At 62.4% G+C, this 23071-nt stretch carries 21 protein-coding genes and 3 tRNA genes; 4 read left to right on the forward strand and 20 right to left on the reverse strand.

Annotation, left to right across the window (positions count from 1 at the left end; all coding sequences use genetic code 11):
• Positions 1-176 precede the first annotated feature (176 nt).
• From NE850_RS23410 to uvrC, 6 genes are all read right to left on the reverse strand, one after another.
• On the reverse strand, positions 177-911 hold the full coding sequence (locus tag NE850_RS23410; RefSeq protein ID WP_310699456.1) for a hypothetical protein: 735 nt from the start codon (positions 909-911) through the stop codon (positions 177-179).
• Between the two features lie 503 nt (positions 912-1414).
• A tRNA-Cys gene (locus NE850_RS23415) sits at positions 1415-1488 on the reverse strand.
• 105 nt (positions 1489-1593) lie between these two features.
• Positions 1594-1669 (reverse strand) — tRNA-Gly (locus tag NE850_RS23420).
• A 64-nt stretch (positions 1670-1733) separates the two neighbouring features.
• Positions 1734-1809 (reverse strand) — tRNA-Gly (locus NE850_RS23425).
• A 217-nt stretch (positions 1810-2026) separates the two neighbouring features.
• Entirely contained in the window at positions 2027-2620 is a 594-nt protein-coding gene (gene pgsA / locus NE850_RS23430) for a CDP-diacylglycerol--glycerol-3-phosphate 3-phosphatidyltransferase (RefSeq protein ID WP_007180992.1), read from the reverse strand.
• A 133-nt stretch (positions 2621-2753) separates the two neighbouring features.
• Positions 2754-4979, reverse strand: coding sequence for an excinuclease ABC subunit UvrC (gene uvrC / locus NE850_RS23435; protein WP_007180991.1), 2226 nt, complete (start codon positions 4977-4979; stop codon positions 2754-2756).
• Positions 4980-5242: 263 nt separating this feature from the next.
• On the opposite strand from uvrC, the gene earP reads away from it, so the two are divergent.
• The 4 genes from earP (at position 5243) to NE850_RS23455 (ending at position 9561) form a co-directional block, all read left to right on the forward strand.
• Positions 5243-6436, forward strand: a complete 1194-nt coding sequence (gene earP / locus NE850_RS23440; RefSeq protein WP_165186726.1) for an elongation factor P maturation arginine rhamnosyltransferase EarP — start codon at positions 5243-5245, stop codon at positions 6434-6436.
• Between the two features lie 399 nt (positions 6437-6835).
• Entirely contained in the window at positions 6836-7393 is a 558-nt protein-coding gene (gene efp, locus NE850_RS23445; RefSeq protein WP_007180988.1) for an elongation factor P, read from the forward strand.
• Between the two features lie 278 nt (positions 7394-7671).
• Entirely contained in the window at positions 7672-7878 is a 207-nt protein-coding gene (locus NE850_RS23450) for a CsbD family protein (protein WP_007180987.1), read from the forward strand.
• Between the two features lie 300 nt (positions 7879-8178).
• The gene (locus tag NE850_RS23455; RefSeq protein ID WP_035518527.1) at positions 8179-9561 is read left to right on the forward strand and encodes a sigma-54 dependent transcriptional regulator; all 1383 of its coding nucleotides are present in this window, start codon (positions 8179-8181) and stop codon (positions 9559-9561) included.
• A 113-nt stretch (positions 9562-9674) separates the two neighbouring features.
• On the opposite strand, the gene nagZ is transcribed toward NE850_RS23455, so the two are convergent.
• The 14 genes from nagZ to NE850_RS23525 form a co-directional block, all read right to left on the reverse strand.
• Positions 9675-10703 carry a beta-N-acetylhexosaminidase gene (gene nagZ / locus NE850_RS23460; RefSeq protein WP_165186728.1) on the reverse strand — a complete coding sequence of 343 codons (1029 nt, stop codon included), beginning with the start codon at positions 10701-10703 and terminating at the stop codon, positions 9675-9677.
• 70 nt (positions 10704-10773) lie between these two features.
• A complete protein-coding gene (gene acpS / locus NE850_RS23465; protein ID WP_007180984.1) occupies positions 10774-11214 on the reverse strand; it encodes a holo-ACP synthase in 441 nt (146 codons plus the stop codon).
• A 26-nt stretch (positions 11215-11240) separates the two neighbouring features.
• Positions 11241-12005 (reverse strand): pyridoxine 5'-phosphate synthase, encoded by a 765-nt coding sequence (gene pdxJ / locus NE850_RS23470; protein WP_007180983.1) that lies wholly within the window; start codon positions 12003-12005, stop codon positions 11241-11243.
• Complete coding sequence (gene recO, locus NE850_RS23475; protein ID WP_310699457.1) at positions 12002-12922, reverse strand: DNA repair protein RecO; 921 nt, start codon at positions 12920-12922, stop codon at positions 12002-12004. Before recO ends, pdxJ begins: the two co-directional genes overlap by 4 nt.
• Positions 12909-13808 carry a GTPase Era gene (gene era, locus NE850_RS23480; RefSeq protein WP_051058999.1) on the reverse strand — a complete coding sequence of 300 codons (900 nt, stop codon included), beginning with the start codon at positions 13806-13808 and terminating at the stop codon, positions 12909-12911. Before era ends, recO begins: the two co-directional genes overlap by 14 nt.
• A 54-nt stretch (positions 13809-13862) precedes the next feature.
• Positions 13863-15113 carry a ribonuclease III gene (gene rnc, locus NE850_RS23485; protein WP_007180980.1) on the reverse strand — a complete coding sequence of 417 codons (1251 nt, stop codon included), beginning with the start codon at positions 15111-15113 and terminating at the stop codon, positions 13863-13865.
• Positions 15114-15310: 197 nt separating this feature from the next.
• A complete protein-coding gene (gene lepB, locus NE850_RS23490) occupies positions 15311-16204 on the reverse strand; it encodes a signal peptidase I (RefSeq protein ID WP_165186733.1) in 894 nt (297 codons plus the stop codon).
• An 18-nt stretch (positions 16205-16222) separates the two neighbouring features.
• A complete protein-coding gene (gene lepA, locus NE850_RS23495; RefSeq protein WP_007180978.1) occupies positions 16223-18016 on the reverse strand; it encodes a translation elongation factor 4 in 1794 nt (597 codons plus the stop codon).
• Positions 18017-18293: 277 nt separating this feature from the next.
• Complete coding sequence (locus tag NE850_RS23500; protein ID WP_007180977.1) at positions 18294-18557, reverse strand: glutaredoxin family protein; 264 nt, start codon at positions 18555-18557, stop codon at positions 18294-18296.
• Entirely contained in the window at positions 18554-20077 is a 1524-nt protein-coding gene (locus tag NE850_RS23505) for a DegQ family serine endoprotease (RefSeq protein ID WP_007180976.1), read from the reverse strand. The genes NE850_RS23500 and NE850_RS23505 overlap by 4 nt, the downstream gene beginning before the upstream one ends.
• A 35-nt stretch (positions 20078-20112) precedes the next feature.
• Positions 20113-21156, reverse strand: a complete 1044-nt coding sequence (locus NE850_RS23510) for a MucB/RseB C-terminal domain-containing protein (protein ID WP_310699458.1) — start codon at positions 21154-21156, stop codon at positions 20113-20115.
• Between the two features lie 4 nt (positions 21157-21160).
• Positions 21161-21793, reverse strand: coding sequence for a sigma-E factor negative regulatory protein (locus tag NE850_RS23515; protein ID WP_165186738.1), 633 nt, complete (start codon positions 21791-21793; stop codon positions 21161-21163).
• 83 nt (positions 21794-21876) lie between these two features.
• A complete protein-coding gene (rpoE, locus tag NE850_RS23520; protein WP_006051939.1) occupies positions 21877-22476 on the reverse strand; it encodes an RNA polymerase sigma factor RpoE in 600 nt (199 codons plus the stop codon).
• A gap of 101 nt (positions 22477-22577) precedes the next feature.
• On the reverse strand, positions 22578-23063 hold the full coding sequence (locus tag NE850_RS23525; RefSeq protein ID WP_310699459.1) for a hypothetical protein: 486 nt from the start codon (positions 23061-23063) through the stop codon (positions 22578-22580).
• Between the last annotated feature and the right edge of the window lie 8 nt (positions 23064-23071).

Genomic DNA, 23071 nt, shown 5'->3' on the forward strand with positions numbered 1-23071 from the left:
CTGTGCGTCAACGCCACCTGCAGATGCGCTCAGGCGGCCGCAGCCAGCGCGCGGACAATGTTCCGCATGGACATTTCCAACCAGGGTTTGAATAAAAAATACAGCCCCAAACAACGAGGCTTTTCTGGCACAGAAAAATCCGCTGCCGGATAAATCGCATCTCGCATGCGAAGCGCTTATTCGGCGCTTCTTTTGAACGACTCCAATTCACTCGTATAACGCTCGTTTCGCACGCCATTGCTGGCGTAATACTCCTCCACCGATTTTACCCACCGGCCGATTTCCGGCACATACCAGATCGCTTTATAAGTACGCCCGGTCGCCTGAACAGGGCCGGTTTTCTGCGCATGAGTGACCATCGCGGTATCGCCCTGCTGGACCTGCACGGCCTGCGTAACGGTCTGCGTCGGTTCGAGTTGCGCGGTCCAGTTGCCTTCCGCTTCGACCTTGATCGCCTGGAATTTGCCCGCCGGCACCTCGACGGTTTCCGTATCCACAACCCGATATTGAGTGCTCCATTTTTCCGAAGCGTGCATCTTGTTCGGATGCTGTTCCGCGTAGTCGATGCTCCAGGTTTTGCCGGGCGATAGCGGAAACGCGAGCGGCCGGTTCACCACCACTTCCGTGCCATTCACACTGCGCTCGCGACTCCAGTCGGCGCCCGCGATCAACTCATTGGGCGCCTGAGTCGAGCCCACCGGCTTCGACGCGTAGTAAATGTGGGCCGACGTGGCGCGCAAGACGCTCACCTCGTCGTGGGTCTGGCGCCAGACTGAAGGCGCTTTCTCAAACGTGTTGACGTAAGTCCAGGTGTCCCCGGTCTTAAGGGCCGGAGGCGGCGCCGACTGAGCGATAGCCAGCATCGGCAAGCCGACGGTGAACAGCACGGCTGCAGTTATGATTTTTTTCATTGGTCGAGATGTAGTAGTTGTAGCGGGTGTTACCTTGCCCCGTACTTTCGCGCTGAAAAGGCACCGCCATTCATTGAATCAGATGGCTGCCACCTTTATAAATGCGCGAATTGGCTTTGGCTACTGTACATTATCGGCAATTACCGATGGCAATCAAAACCGCAGACTTGAGGTAATGGGCAATTGCCGGAACGGACATGAAAGACAATAAAATAAAAATGAAAGTGTTAGAGAATAGATTGGTAAACAACGCAGGATCTTATCCGTCGGCGCCGCGCTGCTTCTGACCCGATGAGGAAGAGGTTCGCCGGATGTGTTCGGGATCGGCCGCAAGCAAAAGAATGGGTATGTACCGAACACGCTGTTGATCGCGAGGGCCGGCCGGCGTGCAGATACGTCGCGTGTCTCGGCACAAGACCGCTACCGTATCCGCATCTGTGCAGTCGGAAAACGCACAAAAAAGAAAAGCCCCGACTGGCGGGGCTTTTCAATACATCAACTACTGGAGGCGCGAGCCGGAGTCGAACCGGCCTAAACGGCTTTGCAGGCCGCTGCATAACCGCTTTGCTATCGCGCCGCAAGCGGACTGGAACCTAGCAACAGATTCGCAGATTCTGTCTGGCGGGCAACCGGAAGGACCGGCCCACCAAACAAAAAGGGAAGCGCTGCTTCCCCTTATGTATGGAGCGGGAGACGAGGCTCGAACTCGCGACCTCAACCTTGGCAAGGTTGCGCTCTACCAACTGAGCTACTCCCGCATTGCACTGCTTCACAACGCCTTGCCTTTTTACTTCTTCGCCAAACAACGCGTTGCTTCAAATTTGGAGCGGGAGACGAGGCTCGAACTCGCGACCTCAACCTTGGCAAGGTTGCGCTCTACCAACTGAGCTACTCCCGCATTGTGCTGCTTTTGCCGTGCTATCTGCTGCCTTGTTACTGCAACTACACTCTTACTGCCACCGACGTCTCAAACTGCGTGCATCGGAGAAACGAGATTATGGAGAAACGACTGAAACGTGTCAACCCCTTTTGCCAATCTCTTTTACTGAACAGATTTCACTCATGCATCAGCGAAGTTCGGGCATGCAGCAGGCGTCTTCCACCGTGAACGCAAATCAGGCCGCACCGCTGCGTTCGCGAATCTGCGGCCATGCGAGCTTCATGTAGTAGAGCATCGACCAGATCGTCAGGAACGCGGCAAGATAGATGAGCCACAAGCCCCACACGCGCGTATCGAGCACCAGGCCGCCGCCGAACGGCAGCGGACCGTAGAACAGCAGCATGGGAATCGCGACCATCTGACAAACGGTCTTGAACTTGCCGAGTGAATTGACCGCAACACTCTTCGACGCGCCGATCTGCGCCATCCACTCACGCAGCGCCGAAATCGCGATCTCGCGCCCGACGATCACCAGCGCAATTGCCGAATCGATTCGTGCGAGTTGCACCAGCACCAGCAACGCGGCGGTCACCATCAGCTTGTCCGCGACCGGATCGAGGAACGCACCGAACGCCGAGGTCTGATTCCACTTGCGCGCCAGAAAACCGTCGAACCAGTCGGTCAACGCCGCGAGAATGAAAATCGTCGCGGCCGCCAGATTGCGGTGCGCGGGGCTCATCATCATGTCGGGCAAATAGAACACGCCGACGACCAGCGGAATCAGGACGATCCGCAGCCAGGTCAGGAAAATCGGGAAATTAAACGGCATGGGCAGGCGCAGCGTCTGACGAGTGAGATGCAATTGTGCCGTGTCACAGGGCCTGCCACAAGCAAAGCGGCGCGCGGACCCTCGTACGCACGCCGCTCGGCAGGGAATCGGCGCCCGGCCGGACCCGTCGCGCTCAGTGCAACTGACGGTAAATCTGCTCTGCGAGCGCCTGCGAAATACCTTCGACGCTCGCCAGATCTTCGACACTGGCCGCAACCACGCCGCGCAGTCCGCCAAAGCGCGCGAGCAGTCGTTGGCGCCGCTTTGCGCCCACGCCTTCGAGTTCTTCGAGCCGCGAGGTCTGGCGCGTTTTGCCGCGCTTCGCGCGCATGCCGGTAATGGCGAAGCGGTGCGCTTCGTCGCGGATCTGCGCGACCAGCATCAGCGCGGCGCTTTCCTTGCCGAGTTCGAGCGGCGCGCGGCCATCGGCGAAAATCAGGGTTTCGAGGCCGACCTTGCGCCCCTCGCCCTTCGCGACACCGACCAGCATGCCGGTATCGAGACCCAGTTCCGTGAAAACCTGGCGCGCGATTTCGACCTGGCCCTTGCCGCCGTCGATCAGCACGATGGTCGGCAAGACGCCGCCGGCCGCGACCGGCTCCGCGGCGTCCGGCGCGAGCGACGGGTCCACGGCTGCGTCGCTTTGCAATTCGGCGGCTTCGTCGGCGGCATTCGCGGCGGCTTGCGCGACCATCTTTTCGTAGCGGCGCGTGAGCACCTGGCGCATCGCGGCGTAATCGTCGCCGGGCGTAATGCCGGTGATGTTGTAGCGGCGGTATTCCGAGGACTGCATCTTGTGATGGTGATACACCACGCACGAGGCCTGCGTCGCCTCGCCCATGGTGTGGCTGATGTCGAAGCATTCGATGCGCAGATGCGCAAGATCGTCGCATTCCATGCCGAGCGTGTCGGTAAGCGCGCGCGTGCGCGCCTGTTGCGAGCCCTGTTCCGAGAGCAGGCGCGCGAGCGCGAGCCGCGCGTTCTGCTCGGCCATGGCGAGCCATGCACGCCGCTGTCCTTGCGGCTGACGCAGCACGGTCACCTTATGGCCGGCCTGCTCGATCAGCACGTCGACCAGTTCGCGTGTGGCGGGCGCGTGGCTGACTACCAGTACCGGCGGCACGCGATTGCCCAGGTAATGCTGGGCGATGAACGCTTCGAGGACTTCGGATTCGATGCCGCCGGTTGCGCGGCCTTTGCGTGGCTTTGCGGCGTCGGCGTCGGCTTCGGTGTCCGCTTCGGAGTCTGCGTCTAAGTCCGCTTCGGACTCCGCCTCTTCAGGTTCGCCGTCCGGTTCGTCCTGATCGTCCTGATCGTCTTCCGGCGGCATATCTTGCGCGATCGCCAGAGCGTCGGCGGTATCGGCCGGCCCCGCCTCACCACCCACATTCTCTTCAGCGAGCGAGACCGGTCCGGTGGCGGCATCGGCCAGCCCCTCGCCGCCTTCTTCCAGTCCGCCCTCATCCACCGTCAACGCGCTTTCCACATGCGCCGGAAAGTATGCCTTGTCGCCCAGATGCCGTCCGCCGCGCACCATCGCGAGATTCACGCAGACGCGGCCGCCCAGCGCGACCACCGCGAGAATATCGACGTCGCTGTCGCTGCCGACTTCGATCGCCTGCTGATGCAGCACTGTCGACAGCGAACTCATCTGGTTCCGCACCGCCGCTGCCTGCTCGAACTTCAGCTCGCTCGCAAACGCGTGCATCTTCTGTTCGAGCTCGCTCATTACCTCGCCCTGGCGGCCGAGCAGAAAGCGCGAAGCGTTGGCGACGTCGCGCGCGTAATCCTCTTCGCTGATGGCCGCGACGCACGGCGCCGTACAGCGGCCGATCTGATGCAGCAGACACGGCCGCGTGCGGTTGTTGAACACGGAGTCTTCGCAGGTGCGCAACTGGAACACGCGCTGCAGGATCTGGATGCTCTCGCGCACTGCCCACGCACTGGGAAACGGACCGAAGTACTGGTTTTTCCGATCCACCGCGCCACGGTAATACGCCATGCGCGGAAACTTGTGCCCGGTGAGCTTGAGATACGGATACGACTTGTCGTCGCGAAACAGAATGTTGTAACGCGGCGCGAGCGCCTTGATCAGATTGTTTTCGAGCAGAAGCGCTTCGGCCTCGGAGCGCGTGACCGTCGTCTCGACGCGCGCAATACGCGTGACCATCATCGCGATGCGCGGCGACAATTGCGTCTTCGTGAAATAGCTCGAGACGCGCTTCTTCAGATCGCGTGCCTTGCCCACGTAAAGCACCGCGCCGTGCGTATCGTAATAGCGATAAACGCCGGGCAGATGCGGCAGTTGGGTGAGCACTTGTTTCGGCTCGAAAACGTCGGTTGCTTCGGGTTCAGTCATGCAGAATCGGTTGGGTGGGACGGTCTTGCAAAGCCTTGCCCCGCGTGCCGCGCGCCTGGGTGAACCGGAGTATGCCTCACGCGCGCAATCGTGAACGGGTGCTTTAGAATCGCCAGTTTAGAACATTCCACGCGCGTTCGAACCCTGTTGCCTCGAATCAGGCCGGGCGTCGGCGGCAGCTGGCGGCACTGCGGCGCAGCGCGTCCAGATAGCCCGAACTTCGCCACCCTATCCATCCGTTCGAATCCGCGATCCAGGCCACCATGTCTTCCGCCACGCCCCTCTCTGAGCACGCCGCTGACGCGTCCACGGCAATCGCCTGCGATATCTTCTGCGCGGTGATCGACAATTTCGGCGACATCGGCGTGTGCTGGCGACTTGCGCGCCAACTCGCGAGCGAACACGGCTGGCAGGTGCGCGTGTTCGTCGACGACCTGCATGCGTTTCAGAAGCTGTGCCCGTCGCTGTCGCTGGAGCGCGCTCGCCAGACGGTGAGCGGCATCGTCGTCGAACACTGGCACGAGCCGGCCCATGCGGGCGACACGCTCGAAGTGGCCGATGTGGTGATCGAGGCGTTCGGCTGTGAACTGCCGCCTGTCTACGTCGCCGCGATGGCGGCGCGCGAGCGCACGCCCGTATGGCTCAACCTCGAATATCTGAGCGCCGAGGACTGGGTCGCGGATTTTCATCTGCGGCCGTCGCCGCACCCGCGCTACGCGCTGACCAAGACCTTCTTTTTCCCCGGCCTCGGGCAAGGCACCGGCGGCGTGCTGAAGGAGCGGCATCTCGACAGCGCACGCGCGGCTTTCGAAGCGTCGCCCACCGCGCGCGAGGCGTGGTGGCGGCAAGCCACCGGCCACGCGCCTCCGCCCGCCGAGGCTACCGTCGTCTCGCTGTTCGCCTATGAAAATCCCGCCGTCGACAGCCTGCTCGAACAATGGCGCGACAGCGCCGGCCCGGTCGTGCTGCTGGTGCCCGAAGGCCGCATTTCGGGGGCGCTCGCGCGCTTCTTCGGCCTGCCTTCGTTCGCCGCCGGCTCGCACGCCGTGCGCGGAAATCTCAGCGCACACGCGCTCGCCTTTACCGATCAGCCCGGCTACGACGCGCTGCTGTGGGCAAGCGACATCAATTTCGTGCGCGGCGAAGACTCGTTCGTACGCGCTCAATGGGCCGCCAAACCCTTCGTCTGGCACATCTACCCGCAAGCCGACGACGCCCATCTGCCGAAGCTCGACGCGGCGCTGGCGCACTACGCGCGCATCTTGCCCGCCGATGCGCGCGACGCCCTTGGGCGCTTCTGGCACGCGTGGAACGGCGCGGGCACGCCGGACTGGGCGCAATTGCAGCGTCACTTCCCGGCGCTCAGGCGCCGTGCAGCCGAATGGGCGGACGAACTGGCTCAAGTGGGCGACCTCGCCGGAAATCTGGCCTTGTTCGCAAAAACTCAGTTAAAATAAACGGTTATCCAACGGCCGACGACGCAAGCGCGGCCCGACCGCAGCGGCGAAATCCGGCAATTCGCTTGACCGGCTCGCCTATCCCGCCTCGAAAGATGCGAGACAGTCCCCACATCAAGGTGTGAACGACAGAAATGTCAGACCAGGACGTGTGTTGCGGACGGCGCCACTCGTGTACACGCCCGCACAGGGTAAAAAGCAGGTAACGGATTGCCGGGAATGACGCCGGCCGCAGGTCGCGGCCCGGAAGTCGGTCCCGGCGGCAAGCCGGCCGCGCTTCGCTCGCAACCCGCCGGGCCGCTTCAGGCGGCGCGGCGCAGTGAGCGAGGCGCCGAAGCCGCTTGCGCCGTATGCCGTTGAGCAAAAGTTGAAGCTAATTATTTCGTACAGGACAGTTTTATGAAGACCGCACAGGAACTCCGCACCGGTAACGTCGTGATGATCGGCGCAGACGCAATGGTTGTGCAAAAGGCCGAATACAACAAATCGGGCCGCAACTCCGCCGTCGTCAAGATGAAGTTCAAGAACCTGCTGACCGGCGCAGGCATGGAAAGCGTGTACAAGGCAGACGACAAGTTCGACGTCGTCGTGCTGGAACGCAAGGAAGTCACGTATTCGTACTTCGCTGACCCGATGTACGTGTTCATGGACGCCGACTACAACCAGTTCGAAGTCGAAAGCGAAATGATGGGCGACGCCCTTCATTACCTCGAAGACGGCATGGCTTGCGAAGTCGTGTTCTACAACGAGAAGGCCATCTCGGTCGAACTGCCGACCACGCTGGTCCGTGAAATCATCTACACGGAACCGGCTGTCAAGGGCGATACGTCGTCGGGCAAGGTGTTGAAGAACGCCAAGCTGAACACTGGTTTCGAACTGCAGGTGCCGCTCTTCTGCAACATCGGCGACAAGATCGAAATCGACACGCGTACGCATGAGTACCGCAGCCGCGCTTAAGCGCCCTGCTCGCCGAAATCCTGCGCCGTTGTTGCGGCGCTGAGAAAAAAATCGAAAAAAAAGCGCCCGGATTGGGCGCTTTTTCTTTTTCTTGCTGCCGTGTATGGTTGAGGAAAACTTTACCGGCGCTCTTCTCCGAATTGCACATCAATCCCCCACATTTCCCCTACTTCGCTCAGCAAACCATTGATTATTCTAATCAAATCTTGTTGGCACAGTCCATGCTTAATCTCGAATATAGACCGGTACGGCTTTATTTTCAACTCGGGAGATGCGACATGAATAACGACATCGCTGAAGGCAAATGGAAGCAGATGGTCGGCAAGGCCAAGACCGCATGGGGCGAACTGACGGACGATGAATTGACCAAGGCCCAAGGTCGCGCCGAGAAGCTTGTCGGCCTGATCCAGGAGCGCTACGGCAAGACGCGCGAACAGGCGGAACTCGAAGTGCGCCGTTTTTTCGATAGCAACCGGGATTTCTGACAGCCCGAGTGAAGGAAATACAGGTGCCCGCCCAGGCTTGCAAGACGTGGGAAAGGGCTCCGCAGTGTGATTGATAACGCAAAGGACCAGAAGTACTTGAATCGAATCGCCGCCTGCCTGGTGTTGGACGCGCCGCACGGCCAGCCTACGCAGTGCGGCCGCTCCTGCACCGCGCAAGCGAAGGCTGCGCGCGTGGCGCTGATTCGCTCGACAGTACCGGCCAGCATCGCGCCCGTGGCGCGCGCCAATGTATCGGCGCAGCGCGTTGGGTATTCCATCCATCTAAAAATTGCGCTCGCCATGCCACACGCCCTGATTGTTGAAGACGATCCCAATAGCCTGTCAGGCCTGTCCGCCATCCTCGCCGCCGACGGCTTCTCCGTCGACACGGCGACTACCCTCGCGGAGGCCCGGGCCGCATTGACGCGGTTCATTCCCGATGTCGTACTCGTCGACCTGAATCTGCCGGACGGCAGCGGGCTCGATCTGCTGCAACATCTGCCCGCTCATCCGCCCGGCGGAGATTTGCCCGTGATCGTGATGACGGGTAATGCGACGGTGGAAAGCGCCATTGAAGGTTTACGGCACGGCATCTGGGACTACCTTCTGAAGCCGGTCAACATTCCCCGTTTGCGCAGTCTGCTCGCGCGCATTCCACGCCCGTACGAACTGACCGAAGAAGTGCAGACGCTGCGCGCATCGCTGCGGCAGCTTGGACGTTTCGGTTCCATGCTCGGCCGAAGCAGCGCGATCCAGCATGTGTACGACACGATCGAGCACATCGCGCCGACTGAAGCCGCCGTGCTGATTTCCGGCGAGGTCGGCACCGGCAAGCAGATGGCGGCGCGCACCATGCACGACATGAGCCGGCGCCGCAAAGGGCCGTTCGTCACGTTCGATTGCCGGACCGCCGGCAACCTGGGTGCGAATCGCTCGCTCGACAGCCTGATGTTCGGCCACGAACGCGGCGCGTTTAGCGGCGCCGAGCAGCGCGAGCCGGGCCTGTTCGAACAGGCGAGCGGCGGTACGCTGTTCATCGACGAAATCGCCGAATTGCCGCGCGACCAGCAGGAAGCGCTATTGCGTGCGCTCGATTCGCAGACCTTCATGCGCGTCGGCGGCACGAATCAGGTCGTGACTGACTTCCGGCTGATCGCCTCGACGCGCAAGGTGCCGCGCGCGGCGGTGGCCGACGGCAGTCTGCACGAGGATCTCGCGCTGCGCCTCGAAGCGGCCGCCGTGACGCTGCCGCCTCTGCGGGAGCGCGGCGAAGATCCGGCGTTGATCGCCCAGGCAATCGTCGACGAGTTGAATCACGAAGGAACCACGCGCGGCACGCTGGAGGCCGCCAAGCAGGTCGGGCCGAACTTTCTGCGCGAGTGCCTCGCGTATGAATGGCCGGGCAATGTGCGCGAGTTGCACGACCGCGTGCGGCGCGCGTATCAGGCGTCCGGCGACGTGCTGGAGTCGCTGCGCGCCGACGAGGCGGGCTCGGCGAACGGCCGCGATCTGAACGGCAGCCGCGTGCAGGTCACGGTGGGCACGCCGCTCGCGGACGTCGAGGAAATGCTGATTCGCGCCACGCTGGATGCGGTCGGCGGTACGCGTCACCGGGCGGCGTCGCTGCTCGGCATCAGTCCGAAGACGCTGTACAACAAGCTGCAACGCATGCGCTTGAACTGAGTGCTGGCCGGGCCGGCTTGAGGCTCCAGCCTCGCATGGTTAAAAAACGGCACCTTCGTTTCAAGGTGCCGTTTTTCCTGCCTACCCGCCCGCCTGTCTGTCGCCGCAGCGACTCAGGCGAACGCGCTCCGTAGCAGCGCTTGCGCCTGCAGGTATTGCGGCTCGGCGACCAGCTTGCTCCACTTCAAAGCTTTACCGCGCGGCCGCATGCGTTTGAGCCGGCGCTGCGATTCCTTCGACGGCCTGAAGCGCAGCGCTTCCAGCACCTTCTCTGCTTCGTCCGGCTGATTGCAGATCAGCACCATGTCGCAGCCGGCTTGCAGCGCGGCGGTGGCGCCCTCGGTCAGCGTGCCGCCCTGGCGCGCGGCTTCCATGGAAAGATCGTCGCTGAAAATCGCGCCCTCGAAGCGCAGCTTGTTGCGCAAAATCTCCTGCAGCCACACGCGCGAGAAACCCGCCGGCTTCGAATCGACCTTCGGATAAACCACGTGGGCGGGAATGACCGATCCCAGCGACAAACCGAGCCAGTCGTACGGCGCGGTATCATCGCGCAGGATTTCGTCGAGCGAACGGTCGTCGACCGGCATGGCGACATGCGAATCCGCCCGCGCGAAACCGTGCCCCGGAAAGTGCTTGCCGCAATTGCTCATGCCGGCCAGCGCAAGTCCGTGGTTGAGGCTCTTCGCGAGCAGGGTCACCACGCGCGGATCGCGGTGGAACGAGCGGTCGCCGATCACCTGCGACTGCCCGTAGTTCAGGTCGAGCACCGGCGTAAAGCTCATGTCGATACCGCACGCGCGCAACTCCGCCGCGAGAATGTAGCCGACAGCCGTCGTCACTTTGGTGGCGTGCAATACATCGCTGTCCCACAACGTGCCGAGCTTGCCCATTGCCGGCAGCACGGTGAAGCCGTCGGTGCGAAAACGCTGCACGCGCCCGCCTTCATGATCGACGGCGATCAGCAGATCCTCACGGATCGCGCGAATCGAATCGGTCAACGCGATCAGTTGCGCGCGGCTCTCGTAGTGGCGCGCGAACAGGATCACACCGCCGGTCATGGGATGGGCAAGGCGGCGCTTGTCGTCGTCGTTCAGCGTTTTGCCGACCACGTCGAGCATCACCGGTCCGGGAATGGTTTTCATCGATTTCCGCTGGAAAAAAGCCTGAAGCAAAAGAAGACGCGGCCGGCGTGCACCGCGTTCAAAGTATTTTTTATCTGGCGGCGCCGAGGGCCGCTGCTTGCGTTGATGGCGCCGTCTCCACCGTTTCCGCGATCACGAACGACACCGCGTAATCACGCTCGTCGCTGACAGTGACGCGCGCCGTGATGCCGCGCGCGTCGAGCCATTCGGCCAGTTCGCCGGACGCGACCACCATCGGTTCGCCGCTCGGCTTGTTGAGCGTTTGCAGCGCACGCCACGTCATCGGCCAGCGCATGCCGAGGCCGATCGCTTTCGAGAACGCTTCCTTCGCCGAGAAGCGGGTGGCGAGAAACGCGAGCCCACGCGCCGCCGAGCGGGCGTGCCGCGCGTGATAGACGCGCAGTTCGTCCGGACCGAGCACCTTTTCGGCGAAGCGGCCATGGGTGCGCGTCATGACCGCGGCCACGCGGCTGACCTGAACAATATCCGTACCGATGCCGTAGATCGCCATACGCGAGATCGCCGCCTCAGGTTGCGTCAGGAGCGCGCGCCGAGACGCGCGGCGACCATGATCGCCTTCATCTCGCGCACCGCGTTGTCCCAGCCGGCGAAGATCGCGTGCGCGACGATCGCGTGGCCGATATTCAATTCGTCGATGCCCTCGATCGCGGCAATCTGCTGGACGTTCGTATAGTGCAGGCCGTGGCCGGCGTTGACCTTGATGCCGAGCTTCGCGCCGAATTCGACGGCGCGCACCACGCGCTCGAACTCGCGCTGCTGTTGGGCGGGATCGTGGGCTTCGGCGTAACGCCCGGTGTGCAATTCGATCACCGGCGCGGCGGCTTCGTGCGCGGCGCGAATCTGCGCTTCGTCCGGATCGATAAAGAGCGACACGCGCGAGTTCGCTTCGGCGAGTTGCCTGCACGCGGCACGCACGGCTTCGAACTGGCCGGCGACGTCGAGCCCGCCTTCCGTCGTCAGCTCCTGACGCTTTTCCGGCACGAGGCAGACGTCGTGCGGCTGCACTTCGCAGGCGATGTCGAGCATTTCCTGCGTGACCGCGCACTCGAGATTCATGCGCGTCTTCAGGAGCGGACGCAGCTTGCGCACGTCGGCGTCGACGATATGACGCCGGTCTTCACGCAGATGCAGCGTGATGACGTCGGCGCCGGCCTCTTCGGCCATCAGCGCGGCGCGGATCGGATCGGGATACGAGGTGCCGCGCGCGTTGCGCAGCGTGGCGACGTGATCGATGTTCACGCCCAGGTCAATCACATTCGGCGACGTAAGAAAGAAGCTCATAAGTTCTGCAGGTCGATCAGGATCTGGCGCGTCGCGAGCGGCGTGCCGCCAAGGTAAGTGTTGAGCAGAAAGCGCATCAGCGTTTTGCTTTGCGCCACGGTCTGCGCTCGATGGTAGTCGTCCTGTTCCATATCGAGCAAGGTTTGTCCGGCGATGACCGGCCATTGCGCGGGCAGATCGTCGGAAGCCTCGCGCACGCCGCGCTCGGGGTCGAACACGTAGCGGCCTTCGGCCAGCACCGCCTTGCGCGCGACGGTGCGGTCCAGCGCCATCGCGTAGCCGGTTTCGCGCAGGAGCACGCGCTCGAACGAACGCAGCACCTGCACGGGCGGCTCGTCGTGCGCGAGACGCGTCATCGTGACGACGTAGTGGTGGAACAATTGCGGATGCGGGTCTTCGCGCGCGCAGAACTTGACCAGCAGTTCGTTGACATAGAAGCCGCACAGGAGCGCGTCGCCGGCCAGCGGCAACATGCCGCCGACCCACTCGGCGCCGGTCAGCGTGCGCACTTCGGACTTGCCCGACCATGACAGCGCGAGCGGCTGGAACGTCTGCAACACGCCGCGCAGCGCGGAGTGCGGACGCTTCGCGCCCTTCGCGACGAGCGCGAGGCGGCCGTGATCGCGCGAGAGCACGTCGATGATCAGACTGGTCTCGCGATACGGATAGCTGTGGAGAACGAATGCAGGTTGCTCCGCGATCCGGTAGTCGGACGCGGAGGTGCGCGGCGCGCGGCGGGCCGGCGCTTTACGTGGCTCGCCTTCGGCGCCCTGGGCGCTTTTGGTCGATGAAGATTTTCTGGTGCTACGAGCGGGTTTGGACGCGGGTTTGGACAAATCGCGTGCCGGCGCGGCCGGCTCCGGGTCGTCCGGGTCGGCGTCGGAATTCAGCGTCATCCACGCGTCATTCGTACCCATACGCACGGAGCCCGGCTTCGTTGTCGGCCCAGCCGCTCTTCACCTTGATGAAGGTTTCCAGATACACCGGACCGTCGAACAGCCGTTCCATGTCGAGGCGCGCTTCGGTGCTGATCTGCTTCAGCTTCGCACCCTTCTGGCCGATGATCATTGCCTTGTGCGTGTCGCGGTCGACCATGATGGTCGCGAAGATGCGGCGCAGGCGCCCTTCGGTTTCGAACTTGTCGATCAGCACCGTGCTCGTGTAGGGCAGTTCGTCGCCGGTCCAGCGGAACACTTTCTCGCGCAGGATTTCCGCAGCCAGGAAGCGCTCGCTGCGATCGGTCAGGTCGTCTTCGCCATAGATCGGCGCGCCTTCCGGCAGGAACGGCTTGACGGTCGCCATCAGACGCTTGATGTCGTCGGGATGTTTCGCCGACAGCGGCACGATCTCGGCGAACTTGTGCAGCGCGCTGACCTGCTGCATGAACGGGAACAGCGAGTCCTTATCGGACACGCGATCGAGCTTGTTCGCGATCAGCAGCGTGGGCACCGACGGCGGAATCAGGTCGAGCACTTTCTGGTCGTCCGGGCCAAAGCGGCCGGCTTCGATCACGAACAGGATCGCATCCACCGAAGTCAGCGTGGACGTGACCGCGCGATTGAGCGAACGGTTCAGCGCGCCGCTGTGCTTGGTCTGAAAACCAGGCGTGTCGACAAAAATGTATTGCGCGTCTTCGAGCGTATGAATGCCCGTGATGCGATGGCGCGTGGTCTGCGCCTTGCGCGACGTGATACTGACTTTCTGGCCGACCAGCGCGTTCATCAGCGTGGATTTGCCGACGTTGGGGCGGCCGACGATCGCGACCATGCCGCAGCGAAAACCAGTGGGAGTGGGAGCGTTCATATTCGGGCTACGGCAAGTTCAGATCGACACGCGCGATAGGCGCGCCGATGGCAATCAATGGCCCGCGTCGGCGACGCGCGTTTGCACCGCGTCGGCTACGCCGGGTTCGTGTTCGGTCGGCGCCGCTGCGCCGGGTGTGGCGTCGCGGTTGCGAAGTTTGTCGACGCCGCGCGCGGCCGCGGCTTCCGGTTTGGCTTCGGCCGTTCTGGTTTCGGCCGTTCTCGCGTCCACAGGCTTTGTATCGGGTTTTTCGGCGGACTTCTCGGCGGGTTTATCCGCCGCTGCCGCTCCGGCTTTATCAGTGGACCTGTCGCTCGCGTGGGCGGCCGTCTTCTCCGCTTTCTCGGCCTTATCGGCGCGTTCGGCTTTGTCCTGCCCGCTGTATTCCACATGCGCGGCGCGAATCACAGCCAACGGTGCGGCTGTGACGCCCAGCGTGGGGCGCTCGCTTGCGGACTCCGCCGTGGCCGTTGCGCGGGGTTCACCGCGCCCTGCTCCACGCTCGCTCTTGCGATCCGGGCTGCGCAAATCCAGCGCGGCTTGCACGCCGGTGACGCCAGGTACGATCTCCGGCTCGACGTTCTTCGCCGCGCGGGCACTTTTCGAGCGCTTGGGTTTGCCGACTATGGCGGGCGCCGCGGCCATCACTTCGTCGAGCGCTTTCTTGGCCGCCGCCTGCTCCGCAGCGCGCCGGCTCGCGCCGGAGCCGGAGACTTTCACGTCCAGCTTCGGCACCGTGCATTCGACTTCGAATTGTTGATTGTGCGCCGCACCATGCGTAGCCACAACCGTATAAGTAGGCAGCGCGATCTTGTGACCCTGCAAATATTCCTGGAGCAGCGTCTTGGCGTCCTTGCCGAGCGTGCGCGGGTCGATATGATCGAGAATCGGCACGTAAAGACGCTTGATGACCGTCTGGGCGGCCTCGAAGCCGCCGTCGAGGAACACCGCGCCTAGCACGGCTTCGAGCGTGTCAGCGAGGATCGAGGGGCGGCGGAAGCCGCCGCTGCGCAACTCGCCTTCGCCCAGCCGCAAGCCTTCGGAAATATTGAGGGCCTGAGCGATTTCGTAAAGCGACTGCTGTTTGACCAGATTGGCACGGACGCGCGACAGATCGCCCTCGTCCAGTTTGCCGAAACGTTGGAACAAAAGCGCAGCCACCGCGCAATTCAGAACGGAGTCGCCAAGAAACTCGAGCCGTTCGTTATGCGTGGAACTGTGACTGCGGTGCGTTAAAGCCTGGCGCAGCAATTCCGCATTGCGAAATTCATAGCGCAGACGGCTTTCCAACGGAGATAGGGGCATGGGCAGAGTATAACGCGGGCGTCCGACCCGGCGACAACGCGGGACGGCCAGCGGAAAAAGCGTGGTGAAGCGACGTTACCGCGGGATCTTAAAGTAGCATGACAACACGCCGCGGCTCGTGTGACCTCTGTAACGGTCAACCTCGGGTTAACCGAAGCCCAACCGCGCGGCGTGTCGTGCAATCAACGCATATGAACTCAGTTGAATGAGCCGATGCGTTTCAGATTGCTGAAGTTCATCCAGATAAAAAACGCGCGGCCGACGATATTGGCATCCGGCGCAAAACCCCAGTACCGGCTATCCGCGCTGTTATCGCGGTTGTCGCCCATCATGAAGTAATTGCCCGGCGGCACTTTGCAGATCACGCCGCGTGCGTTGTACGTGCAATTGTCACGGTACGGATAATCTTCCGCGCCGACGATGAACGGCGGCACAGCGGGATTGTTCAGTATCGCGTTCTTGCGGCCGTCAAGATCTTCTTCGAACTGCTTCGCGTAGCCCATTCGCTCGTCGTCGAGATAATCGGGCAGCGGCGTTTCAGGCACCGGCTTGCCGTTGATCGTGAGCTGCTTGTCCTGATACGCGACGGTGTCGCCCGGCAGGCCGATCACACGCTTGATGTAGTCCACCGATTCGTCTTTCGGGTAGCGGAACACCACCACGTCGCCGCGCTGGAGCGGACGGCCTCCGGTGATCTTGGTGTTGCTGATCGGCAGACGGATGCCGTAGTCAAATTTATTGACGAGGATGAAGTCGCCCACCAGCAGCGTCGGCACCATCGAGCCTGAAGGAATCTTGAACGGCTCGACCACGAACGAGCGCACCACGAACACCACCAGAATCACCGGGAAAAAGCTCGCAGAATATTCGAGCCACCACGGTTGACGCAGCTTGTCGTCACGCAGACGCGCACGCGTTTGTGCCGCGTTTTCGTCGGCGAAACGCTCGCCGATTCGTGCCTGCTGGCGGTCGAACTCGGCGACCGCGGCTTCCGCCGCGCGGCGCCGTTGCGGCATGAAAACCAGTTTGTCTGCGACCCATGCGACGCCCGTCAAAATGACGAGCACAAAAAGAATCAGCGCAAAATTCATAGGGTTCCGTTGTTCGTCTTATTTGTCTTCGACACGCAGAATGGCGAGGAAAGCCTCTTGCGGAATCTCGACCGATCCCACCTGCTTCATTCGCTTCTTGCCTGCCTTTTGCTTTTCCAGCAGCTTCTTCTTACGAGAAATGTCGCCGCCGTAGCATTTTGCCAGCACGTTCTTACGCAACGCTTTAATGTTTTCGCGCGCAATAATGTTCGCACCGATGGTGGCCTGAATCGCCACGTCGTACATCTGACGCGGAATCAGTTCGCGCATTTTCGCCGCCACTTCGCGGCCGCGATACTGGCTTTGCGAACGGTGCACGATGACTGACAACGCGTCCACCTTGTCGCCGTTGATCAGCATGTCGACCTTCACGACGTCTGCCGCGCGATATTCCTTGAACTCGTAATCCATCGACGCATAGCCGCGCGAGATCGACTTCAGGCGATCGAAGAAATCGAGCACGACTTCGCCCATCGGGATCTCATAGGTCAACTGGACCTGGCGGCCGTGGTACTGCATGTTGATCTGCGTGCCGCGCTTTTGCGTGCACAGCGTGATCACCGAGCCGACATAGTCCTGCGGCATATACAGATTCACGGTGACGATCGGCTCACGCACTTCTTCGATCTTGGACGGCTCCGGCATCTTGGCCGGATTCTCGACCATGATGGTCGTGCCGTCGCGCTGCAGGACTTCGTACACCACGGTCGGCGCCGTGGTGATCAGGTCCATGTCGAATTCGCGTTCCAGACGCTCCTGCACGATCTCCATGTGCAGCAGACCAAGGAAGCCGCAACGGAAACCGAACCCGAGCGCCTGGGACACTTCCGGCTCGTACATCAGCGAGGCGTCGTTCAGCTTCAGCTTTTCCAGCGAATCGCGCAGCGCGTCGTACTGGTTCGCTTCGACCGGATAGAGACCGGCGAACACCTGCGGCTTCACTTCCTTGAAGCCCGGCAGCGGTTCGGCGGCCGGACGGTTCACCAGCGTGACGGTGTCGCCCACCTTCGCCGCGGCCAGTTCCTTGATGCCGGCGATGATGAAGCCCACCTGCCCAGCCGACAGCGATTCGAGATTCTTCGACTTCGGCGTGAACACGCCGATATGTTCGACCGGATACTGCGCGCCGGTCGCCATCATGCGGATCTTGTCTTTCGGACGCAGCGTGCCATTGACGATACGCACCAGCATCACGACGCCAACGTAGTTGTCGAACCACGAGTCGATGATCAGCGCCTGCAACGGCGCTTCCGGATCGCCCTTGGGCGGCGGCACTTTGGCGACCAATGCTTCGAGCACGTCTTCGACGCCGAGGCCCGTCTTCGCGCTGCAGCGCGTGGCGTCGGTTGCGTCGATGCCGATCACGTCTTCGATTTCGGCGATCGCATTTTCGGGGTTGGCAGCCGGCAGATCGATCTTGTTCAGTACCGGAATCACGTCGACGCCGAGTTCGATTGCCGTGTAGCAGTTGGCCACGGTTTGCGCTTCGACGCCCTGGCTCGCGTCGACGACCAGCAGCGCGCCTTCGCATGCGGACAACGAGCGGCTGACTTCGTACGAGAAGTCGACGTGGCCCGGCGTGTCGATCATGTTCAGGTTGTAGACTTGCCCGTCACGGGCCTTGTACGTCAGTGCGGCGGTTTGTGCCTTGATGGTGATGCCGCGCTCGCGTTCGAGATCCATCGAATCGAGCACTTGAGATTCCATCTCGCGATCGGACAGGCCGCCGCAGATCTGGATGATGCGATCGGCGAGCGTCGACTTGCCATGGTCGATGTGCGCAATGATCGAGAAGTTACGAATATGATCCATTCAGTACCGATCAAGCGAAAAAGGCGCGCTCGGACAATAGCGGAGCACGCCTTGTAAGTAGGTGAAAAACCTATCTATTTTAGCCGAAAAGGCTATCGCCCGGCGCATCTTGCGAAGCTCAGGCGGAAAAGACGGCTCAGCGACTATCTTGCATGGGACCAGAGTGAGGCGCTAACGCGCCAACTCTGATGGACGGGAAACGCGTGAAACCCTGGTGTGGATGACGCAGCCTTTATGCAGCCTTTTATGCTGCCTTCGCGCCCTTCTTGAGCCAGGCTCAGGATGCTGCCGCGACCCGGGCGGCGAGCGCGGCACGAACCCGCGCCGCGTCGAGGTGATAGTGACACAGTTCGACGCCGTCACAGACCAGAACCGGCACCTGTTCGTTGTAACGGGCTTCCAGCATGGGATCAGTATCGACGTCGACCACCTCGACAGTAGCGCCGAATTCGGCCAGCAAAGGCGCGAGCGCGGCGCGCATGTCGTCGCAAAGATGGCACCACGCGCGCCCATAGAGCGTGAGCGGTGCCGCCTTCGTCATTTCTGAACGCTACGCGGGCGGATCGGCACGAACTGCGTGTTCTCGCCGCGGCGAACCAGCAGCGCGACCATCTTCTGCGAATCGAGGTGCGAACTCACGTCGTCGAACTGCTTCGCGCTCGTGATGTCCGTGTCTCCCACCCGCAGAATGATGTCGCCCTTTTGCAGGCCGACACGCGCCGCCGGACCGTCCACGGCGTCGATCTGCACGCCGTTGTGCAGCTTGAGCGCCTTCAGCTGATCGGCAGGGATGTCGCTGACGGCCACACCCAACACGTTCGTGGCGCGCTGCTTCGGCACCGGCGGCTTCTTCTGATCCGCTTTGATCGTCTTGTCCGGCTGCATTTCGGCGATCGTCACCGGCAGATCGCGCGTCTGGCCCTTGCGCCAGATCGTGATCGTCGACTTGGTGCCCGGCTTCGTGTCGCCGACCATGCGCGGCAGGTCCGTTGCGGTGTCGACCGAATGGCCGTTGAACTTCAGGATGATGTCGCCCGGCTGCACACCGGCTTTATCCGCCGGGCCGCCCGGTTCGACGCTGCTGACCAGCGCGCCTTGCGCCTTCGGCAAACCAAGCGAGTCGGCCACGTCTTTGGTCACTTCGCCGATCGCCACGGCGATCCGGCCGCGCACGACCTTGCCCGACGCCTTCAACTGGTCGGCCACGCGCATGGCCTCGTCGATCGGAATCGCGAACGAAATGCCCATGAAACCGCCGGTGCGGCTGTAGATCTGCGAGTTGATGCCGATCACCTCGCCCTGCATGTTGATCAGCGGACCGCCCGAGTTGCCCGGATTGACGGCCACGTCGGTCTGGATGAACGGCAGATAGTCGCCCGTGTCGCGCCCCTTGGCGCTGACGATGCCGGCCGTCACCGTGTTCTCCAGGCCGAACGGCGAGCCGATCGCGACCACCCACTCGCCCACGCGAACCTTGTTCGAGTCGCCGATCGTAATGGTCGGCAGATTGGCGGCACTGATCTTCACGACGGCGACGTCGGTGCGATCGTCCACGCCGATCAGCTTTGCCTTGAATTCGCGCTTGTCGGTGAGCGTGACGTAAATGGTGTCCGCGTCGTCGATGACGTGCGCGTTGGTCATCACGTAACCGTCCGCCGACAGGATAAAGCCCGAGCCGACTCCGCTGTTCTGTTCCTGATCGCTGTTGTCCGGCGAGTCCTGGCTGCCGCCACTGCCGCCGTTGTCGCCGCCGCGGGGTGAACCCGAACCCGGGGAACCCGGCGATTGGGGCGACTGCGGCAACGGAATGCCGAAGAAGCGCCGGAAAAATTCCGACATATCGCCGTCGTCCATGCCCGGCGGCAAACCGCTGCGGGCACCGCTGCTCGACACGCGTGTGGTCGTGCGAATGTTGACGACCGCCGGGCCGACCTTGTCGACCAGGTCAGTGAAGTCGGGCAGATTGGCGGCGGGAGCGGCCGACGCCATATGCGGCACGAGCGGCAAACACGCCGCTACCACCGCGGCCGCGAGGAATTTGCGCACCGAGAAAGTCGTCATATCGTAGCAAGCCGAGGGATTCAGGATTCGGAGGATTACTTCGGAGCTTTGTATTCTATGGCAGACGCAAATTGCTGCAATGTGGTCTGAGGCACTTCACCAAGCAGAGTAATCCAGAAGTCTCCGCGCCGCTTGACGAGCACGTGCGTTGCGCCGCTGCTGCCCGCGCCTTCCTTGCGCGTGTTGTTCTCGACCGGCTCGACGAACACCGAGATGGCCGCGAGGCCGTCCGAGAACACCGCCTGATCCACCGGAATGGTCGGCTGGCCCGGATCGCGCGCAGCCATAGGACGGCGCAGTTCACGAATCTTGCGGAAACCCGGCACCGTCGGCGTGATCTGCCAGCCTTGCGCGGCCATGTCGACCGGCTCGACCGGCGGATGGACCACGGTCCACCCCGCCAGATTACGAATAACGTTGACGATGCCGGCCTTGTCCACCGGCACGCCGATGCGAATCTGCGAAAACGACAGTTGCTCCAGCACCTGACCGTTCGGGTCGAGCGTCTGGGCACGCAGCAGGAGACCGGTTTTCTTGTCGGCCCACAGCTTGTAGGCGAAGCGATAGGCGTCTTTCGGGTCGAGCTCGATCACCTGGCTGTCGACACCCGCGACACGGTCGTCGCCAAGCAGCTTGGGCTCGTAGACCGACAGCACCTGCTCGCCGCTCACGGCCAGCAACGCAGGGAACGAGTCCTTGTTCTGGCGCTTCTCGACAACGCACAGATGCCGCTCCGGCACGAACGTGTAGAGCTCTTCGTTATGGCGCAGCATTTTGCGCGGCTTGCCGTCGAGGCTTTCGAGCTGCTCGAATTCGCCGTCCGAACGCGTGGCATAGTGCGCGATCCGCGACGTTTGAACGAAATTGCCGCGCTGGTAGACGAACGCGCCCTCGTAATTTTGCTGCTGCGCGGCCTGATGGATGCGATCGAGCAGATCCGCGGCCGTGCGACGGGCGACGAGCGGATCGTCGGTTTGTGCAAAGACCCGCGGTGTGGCGGACAGCAATACGGCTGCGCAGAACAGAAATGCCGGCAGCCGCCCCCAGATAGTCGTTTTATTCAACCGCGGAGTCTGCATCAAACTATTGGCCTTGCGTAGAAACAGCGGCAGCGCGAATCAGCGGCATCGAGCCCGGCATGACCGGTTGTTGCGCGAATTGCTGGTGAGCTTCCAGATACTGGTCGAGACTGGCGTCGCGAATAATGTTGGCGTCTTGCGCGACCGGCTGCACGGTAGCCGCCGGCACCGAAGCCATAGCCACGCGTTGCAGCGCGTCGCCATGCGACTGGACCGACGCGAGTTGCGCCGTGCCCGGGCCGCCTGGCACGCCTTGCAGTTGCGGCACGACGATCCACGTCAGCGTGGCGGCCGCGGCTGCGACGGCAAAGGCCGGCACGACACGGCGGCGCAGCGCCAGCAAACGGCGTGCGACCGGCATGGCGGCGGGCGCCAGCACGTGCGGCTCATTGTCGAAGCGCGCGGCAAAACCGTTCAGGAACGCGCTGCTCGCCGCCGGGCTGACCGCCAGATCGTCGGAACGCAAGGCGTCGCCGATCAGGTGATAGCTCGACCAGGCGGCGCGATCCTGGCCGTCCAGTCCGGAAATAAACGTGTCCAGATTCAGATGCTCTTCGCCGACCAGCTCACCGTCGACAAAAGCGGACAGACGCTCGCCGCGCGAGCTGGCTTGCGATTGCATCGAGACCGACCCCATGATGCTCCCCATCTTACAAATACCCCGTAGTGACACCACTAATCCAGATATTGCACCCGCGCCCCGCCCGGCCGGCTGGTCGTTCACCAGCGCTTGCCTTCAGGTGTGTCAAGTAACGGACGCAATTTTGCCGCAATGGCTTCGCGAGCGCGGAAAATTCGTGATCTGACCGTGCCGATTGGGCAACCCATCATCTCAGCGATTTCCTCGTAGCTCAAACCTTCAATTTCACGAAGAGTAATGGCGGTGCGCAACTCTTCCGGTAAAACCGCCATCGCAGCATTGACCGTCTCAGCGATCTGCTTGCTCATCAACATCGACTCAGGCGTGTTGATATCCCTTAGTTGGTCCGCGTCCGAGAAAGTTTCAGCTTCTTCAGCATCTGCTTCGGTCGAGGTCGGCGCGCGCCGCCCTTGGGTCGCAAGGTAGTTCTTTGCCGTGTTGACGGCAATCCGGTACAACCACGTATAAAAGGCCGATTCGCCGCGAAACTGCGGCAACGCCCGGTACGCCTTGATAAAGGCGTCCTGAGCGACGTCCTCCACCTCGGCGGGATCCCTCACGAGGCGCGAGATCAGGCGCAGAATCTTACGGTGGTATTTGGAGACCAGAAGCTCGAACGCGGCCTTGTCGCCCTTCTGGACGCGCTCGACCAGCACCTGATCAATTTCTTTTTCGCTCACCTGATAAATCCGTTAACTATAGGGCGCATGGCGGGGGACCATTGTAGCGTTCCCGTCATTCGGGCACGTTACGCCGGTAACAGCGGTTACAGTCGTTACAGTCAGCCGCCGGCGCCACGTCGGCCCAGCACTGCCAGTTCGCGAAAAATGGGGGCCGGGAGGGCGTCGGCGGTGAACAGTAAAGTGCGCGAACAGCCCTGCTCCGGCATCAGCGCCAGAATCAGCAGGCGGCCGCTCCACTGCGAACAGCCGGCGATGCGCCCTTGCGCCAGCAGCGCACCTGTCCGGCCCCAGACGGACAACCCGTCCGGCCCGATTTTCAGCGCGACGGGTTGCGCGCGCTGATACCGGAGCGCGCAAAGCGCGAGCCACGCCCACACAGTGAGCGTCAACGGGACCGCTTGCCACGTGCCCAGATGCCACGCGAGACAAGCAAAGACGGCCGACGTCGCCGTCAGAACAAAAACCCCCAACGCCGCCCACATAGCGACGGAGCGCCGCAGCGCAATGCGCTGCGGCGCTCCGTCAGGCGTTGCCGATTCAGGGGAGCGCGCCGGCAGAACCGGCGCCTTCGACTGGCGCGTCACCAACTATC

This window comes from Paraburkholderia sp. USG1, from assembly GCF_031570135.1.
In the GTDB taxonomy this organism is placed as follows: domain Bacteria; phylum Pseudomonadota; class Gammaproteobacteria; order Burkholderiales; family Burkholderiaceae; genus Paraburkholderia; species Paraburkholderia dioscoreae.

Coding starts and splice junctions, on each gene's coding strand:
- NE850_RS23505 (WP_007180976.1), bottom strand. CDS start 20,077: ATGACGACTTTCTCGGTGCGCAAATTCCTCGCGGCCGCGGTGGTAGCG.
- rnc (WP_007180980.1), bottom strand. CDS start 15,113: ATGCCCCTATCTCCGTTGGAAAGCCGTCTGCGCTATGAATTTCGCAAT.
- pdxJ (WP_007180983.1), bottom strand. CDS start 12,005: ATGAGCTTCTTTCTTACGTCGCCGAATGTGATTGACCTGGGCGTGAAC.
- acpS (WP_007180984.1), bottom strand. CDS start 11,214: ATGGCGATCTACGGCATCGGTACGGATATTGTTCAGGTCAGCCGCGTG.
- NE850_RS23450 (WP_007180987.1), top strand. CDS start 7,672: ATGAATAACGACATCGCTGAAGGCAAATGGAAGCAGATGGTCGGCAAG.
- NE850_RS23410 (WP_310699456.1), bottom strand. CDS start 911: ATGAAAAAAATCATAACTGCAGCCGTGCTGTTCACCGTCGGCTTGCCG.
- uvrC (WP_007180991.1), bottom strand. CDS start 4,979: ATGACTGAACCCGAAGCAACCGACGTTTTCGAGCCGAAACAAGTGCTC.
- pgsA (WP_007180992.1), bottom strand. CDS start 2,620: ATGCCGTTTAATTTCCCGATTTTCCTGACCTGGCTGCGGATCGTCCTG.
- earP (WP_165186726.1), top strand. CDS start 5,243: ATGTCTTCCGCCACGCCCCTCTCTGAGCACGCCGCTGACGCGTCCACG.
- NE850_RS23455 (WP_035518527.1), top strand. CDS start 8,179: ATGCCACACGCCCTGATTGTTGAAGACGATCCCAATAGCCTGTCAGGC.
- lepB (WP_165186733.1), bottom strand. CDS start 16,204: ATGAATTTTGCGCTGATTCTTTTTGTGCTCGTCATTTTGACGGGCGTC.
- NE850_RS23500 (WP_007180977.1), bottom strand. CDS start 18,557: ATGACGAAGGCGGCACCGCTCACGCTCTATGGGCGCGCGTGGTGCCAT.
- recO (WP_310699457.1), bottom strand. CDS start 12,922: ATGGGTACGAATGACGCGTGGATGACGCTGAATTCCGACGCCGACCCG.
- NE850_RS23510 (WP_310699458.1), bottom strand. CDS start 21,156: ATGCAGACTCCGCGGTTGAATAAAACGACTATCTGGGGGCGGCTGCCG.
- NE850_RS23515 (WP_165186738.1), bottom strand. CDS start 21,793: ATGGGGTCGGTCTCGATGCAATCGCAAGCCAGCTCGCGCGGCGAGCGT.
- nagZ (WP_165186728.1), bottom strand. CDS start 10,703: ATGAAAACCATTCCCGGACCGGTGATGCTCGACGTGGTCGGCAAAACG.
- era (WP_051058999.1), bottom strand. CDS start 13,808: ATGAACGCTCCCACTCCCACTGGTTTTCGCTGCGGCATGGTCGCGATC.
- lepA (WP_007180978.1), bottom strand. CDS start 18,016: ATGGATCATATTCGTAACTTCTCGATCATTGCGCACATCGACCATGGC.
- efp (WP_007180988.1), top strand. CDS start 6,836: ATGAAGACCGCACAGGAACTCCGCACCGGTAACGTCGTGATGATCGGC.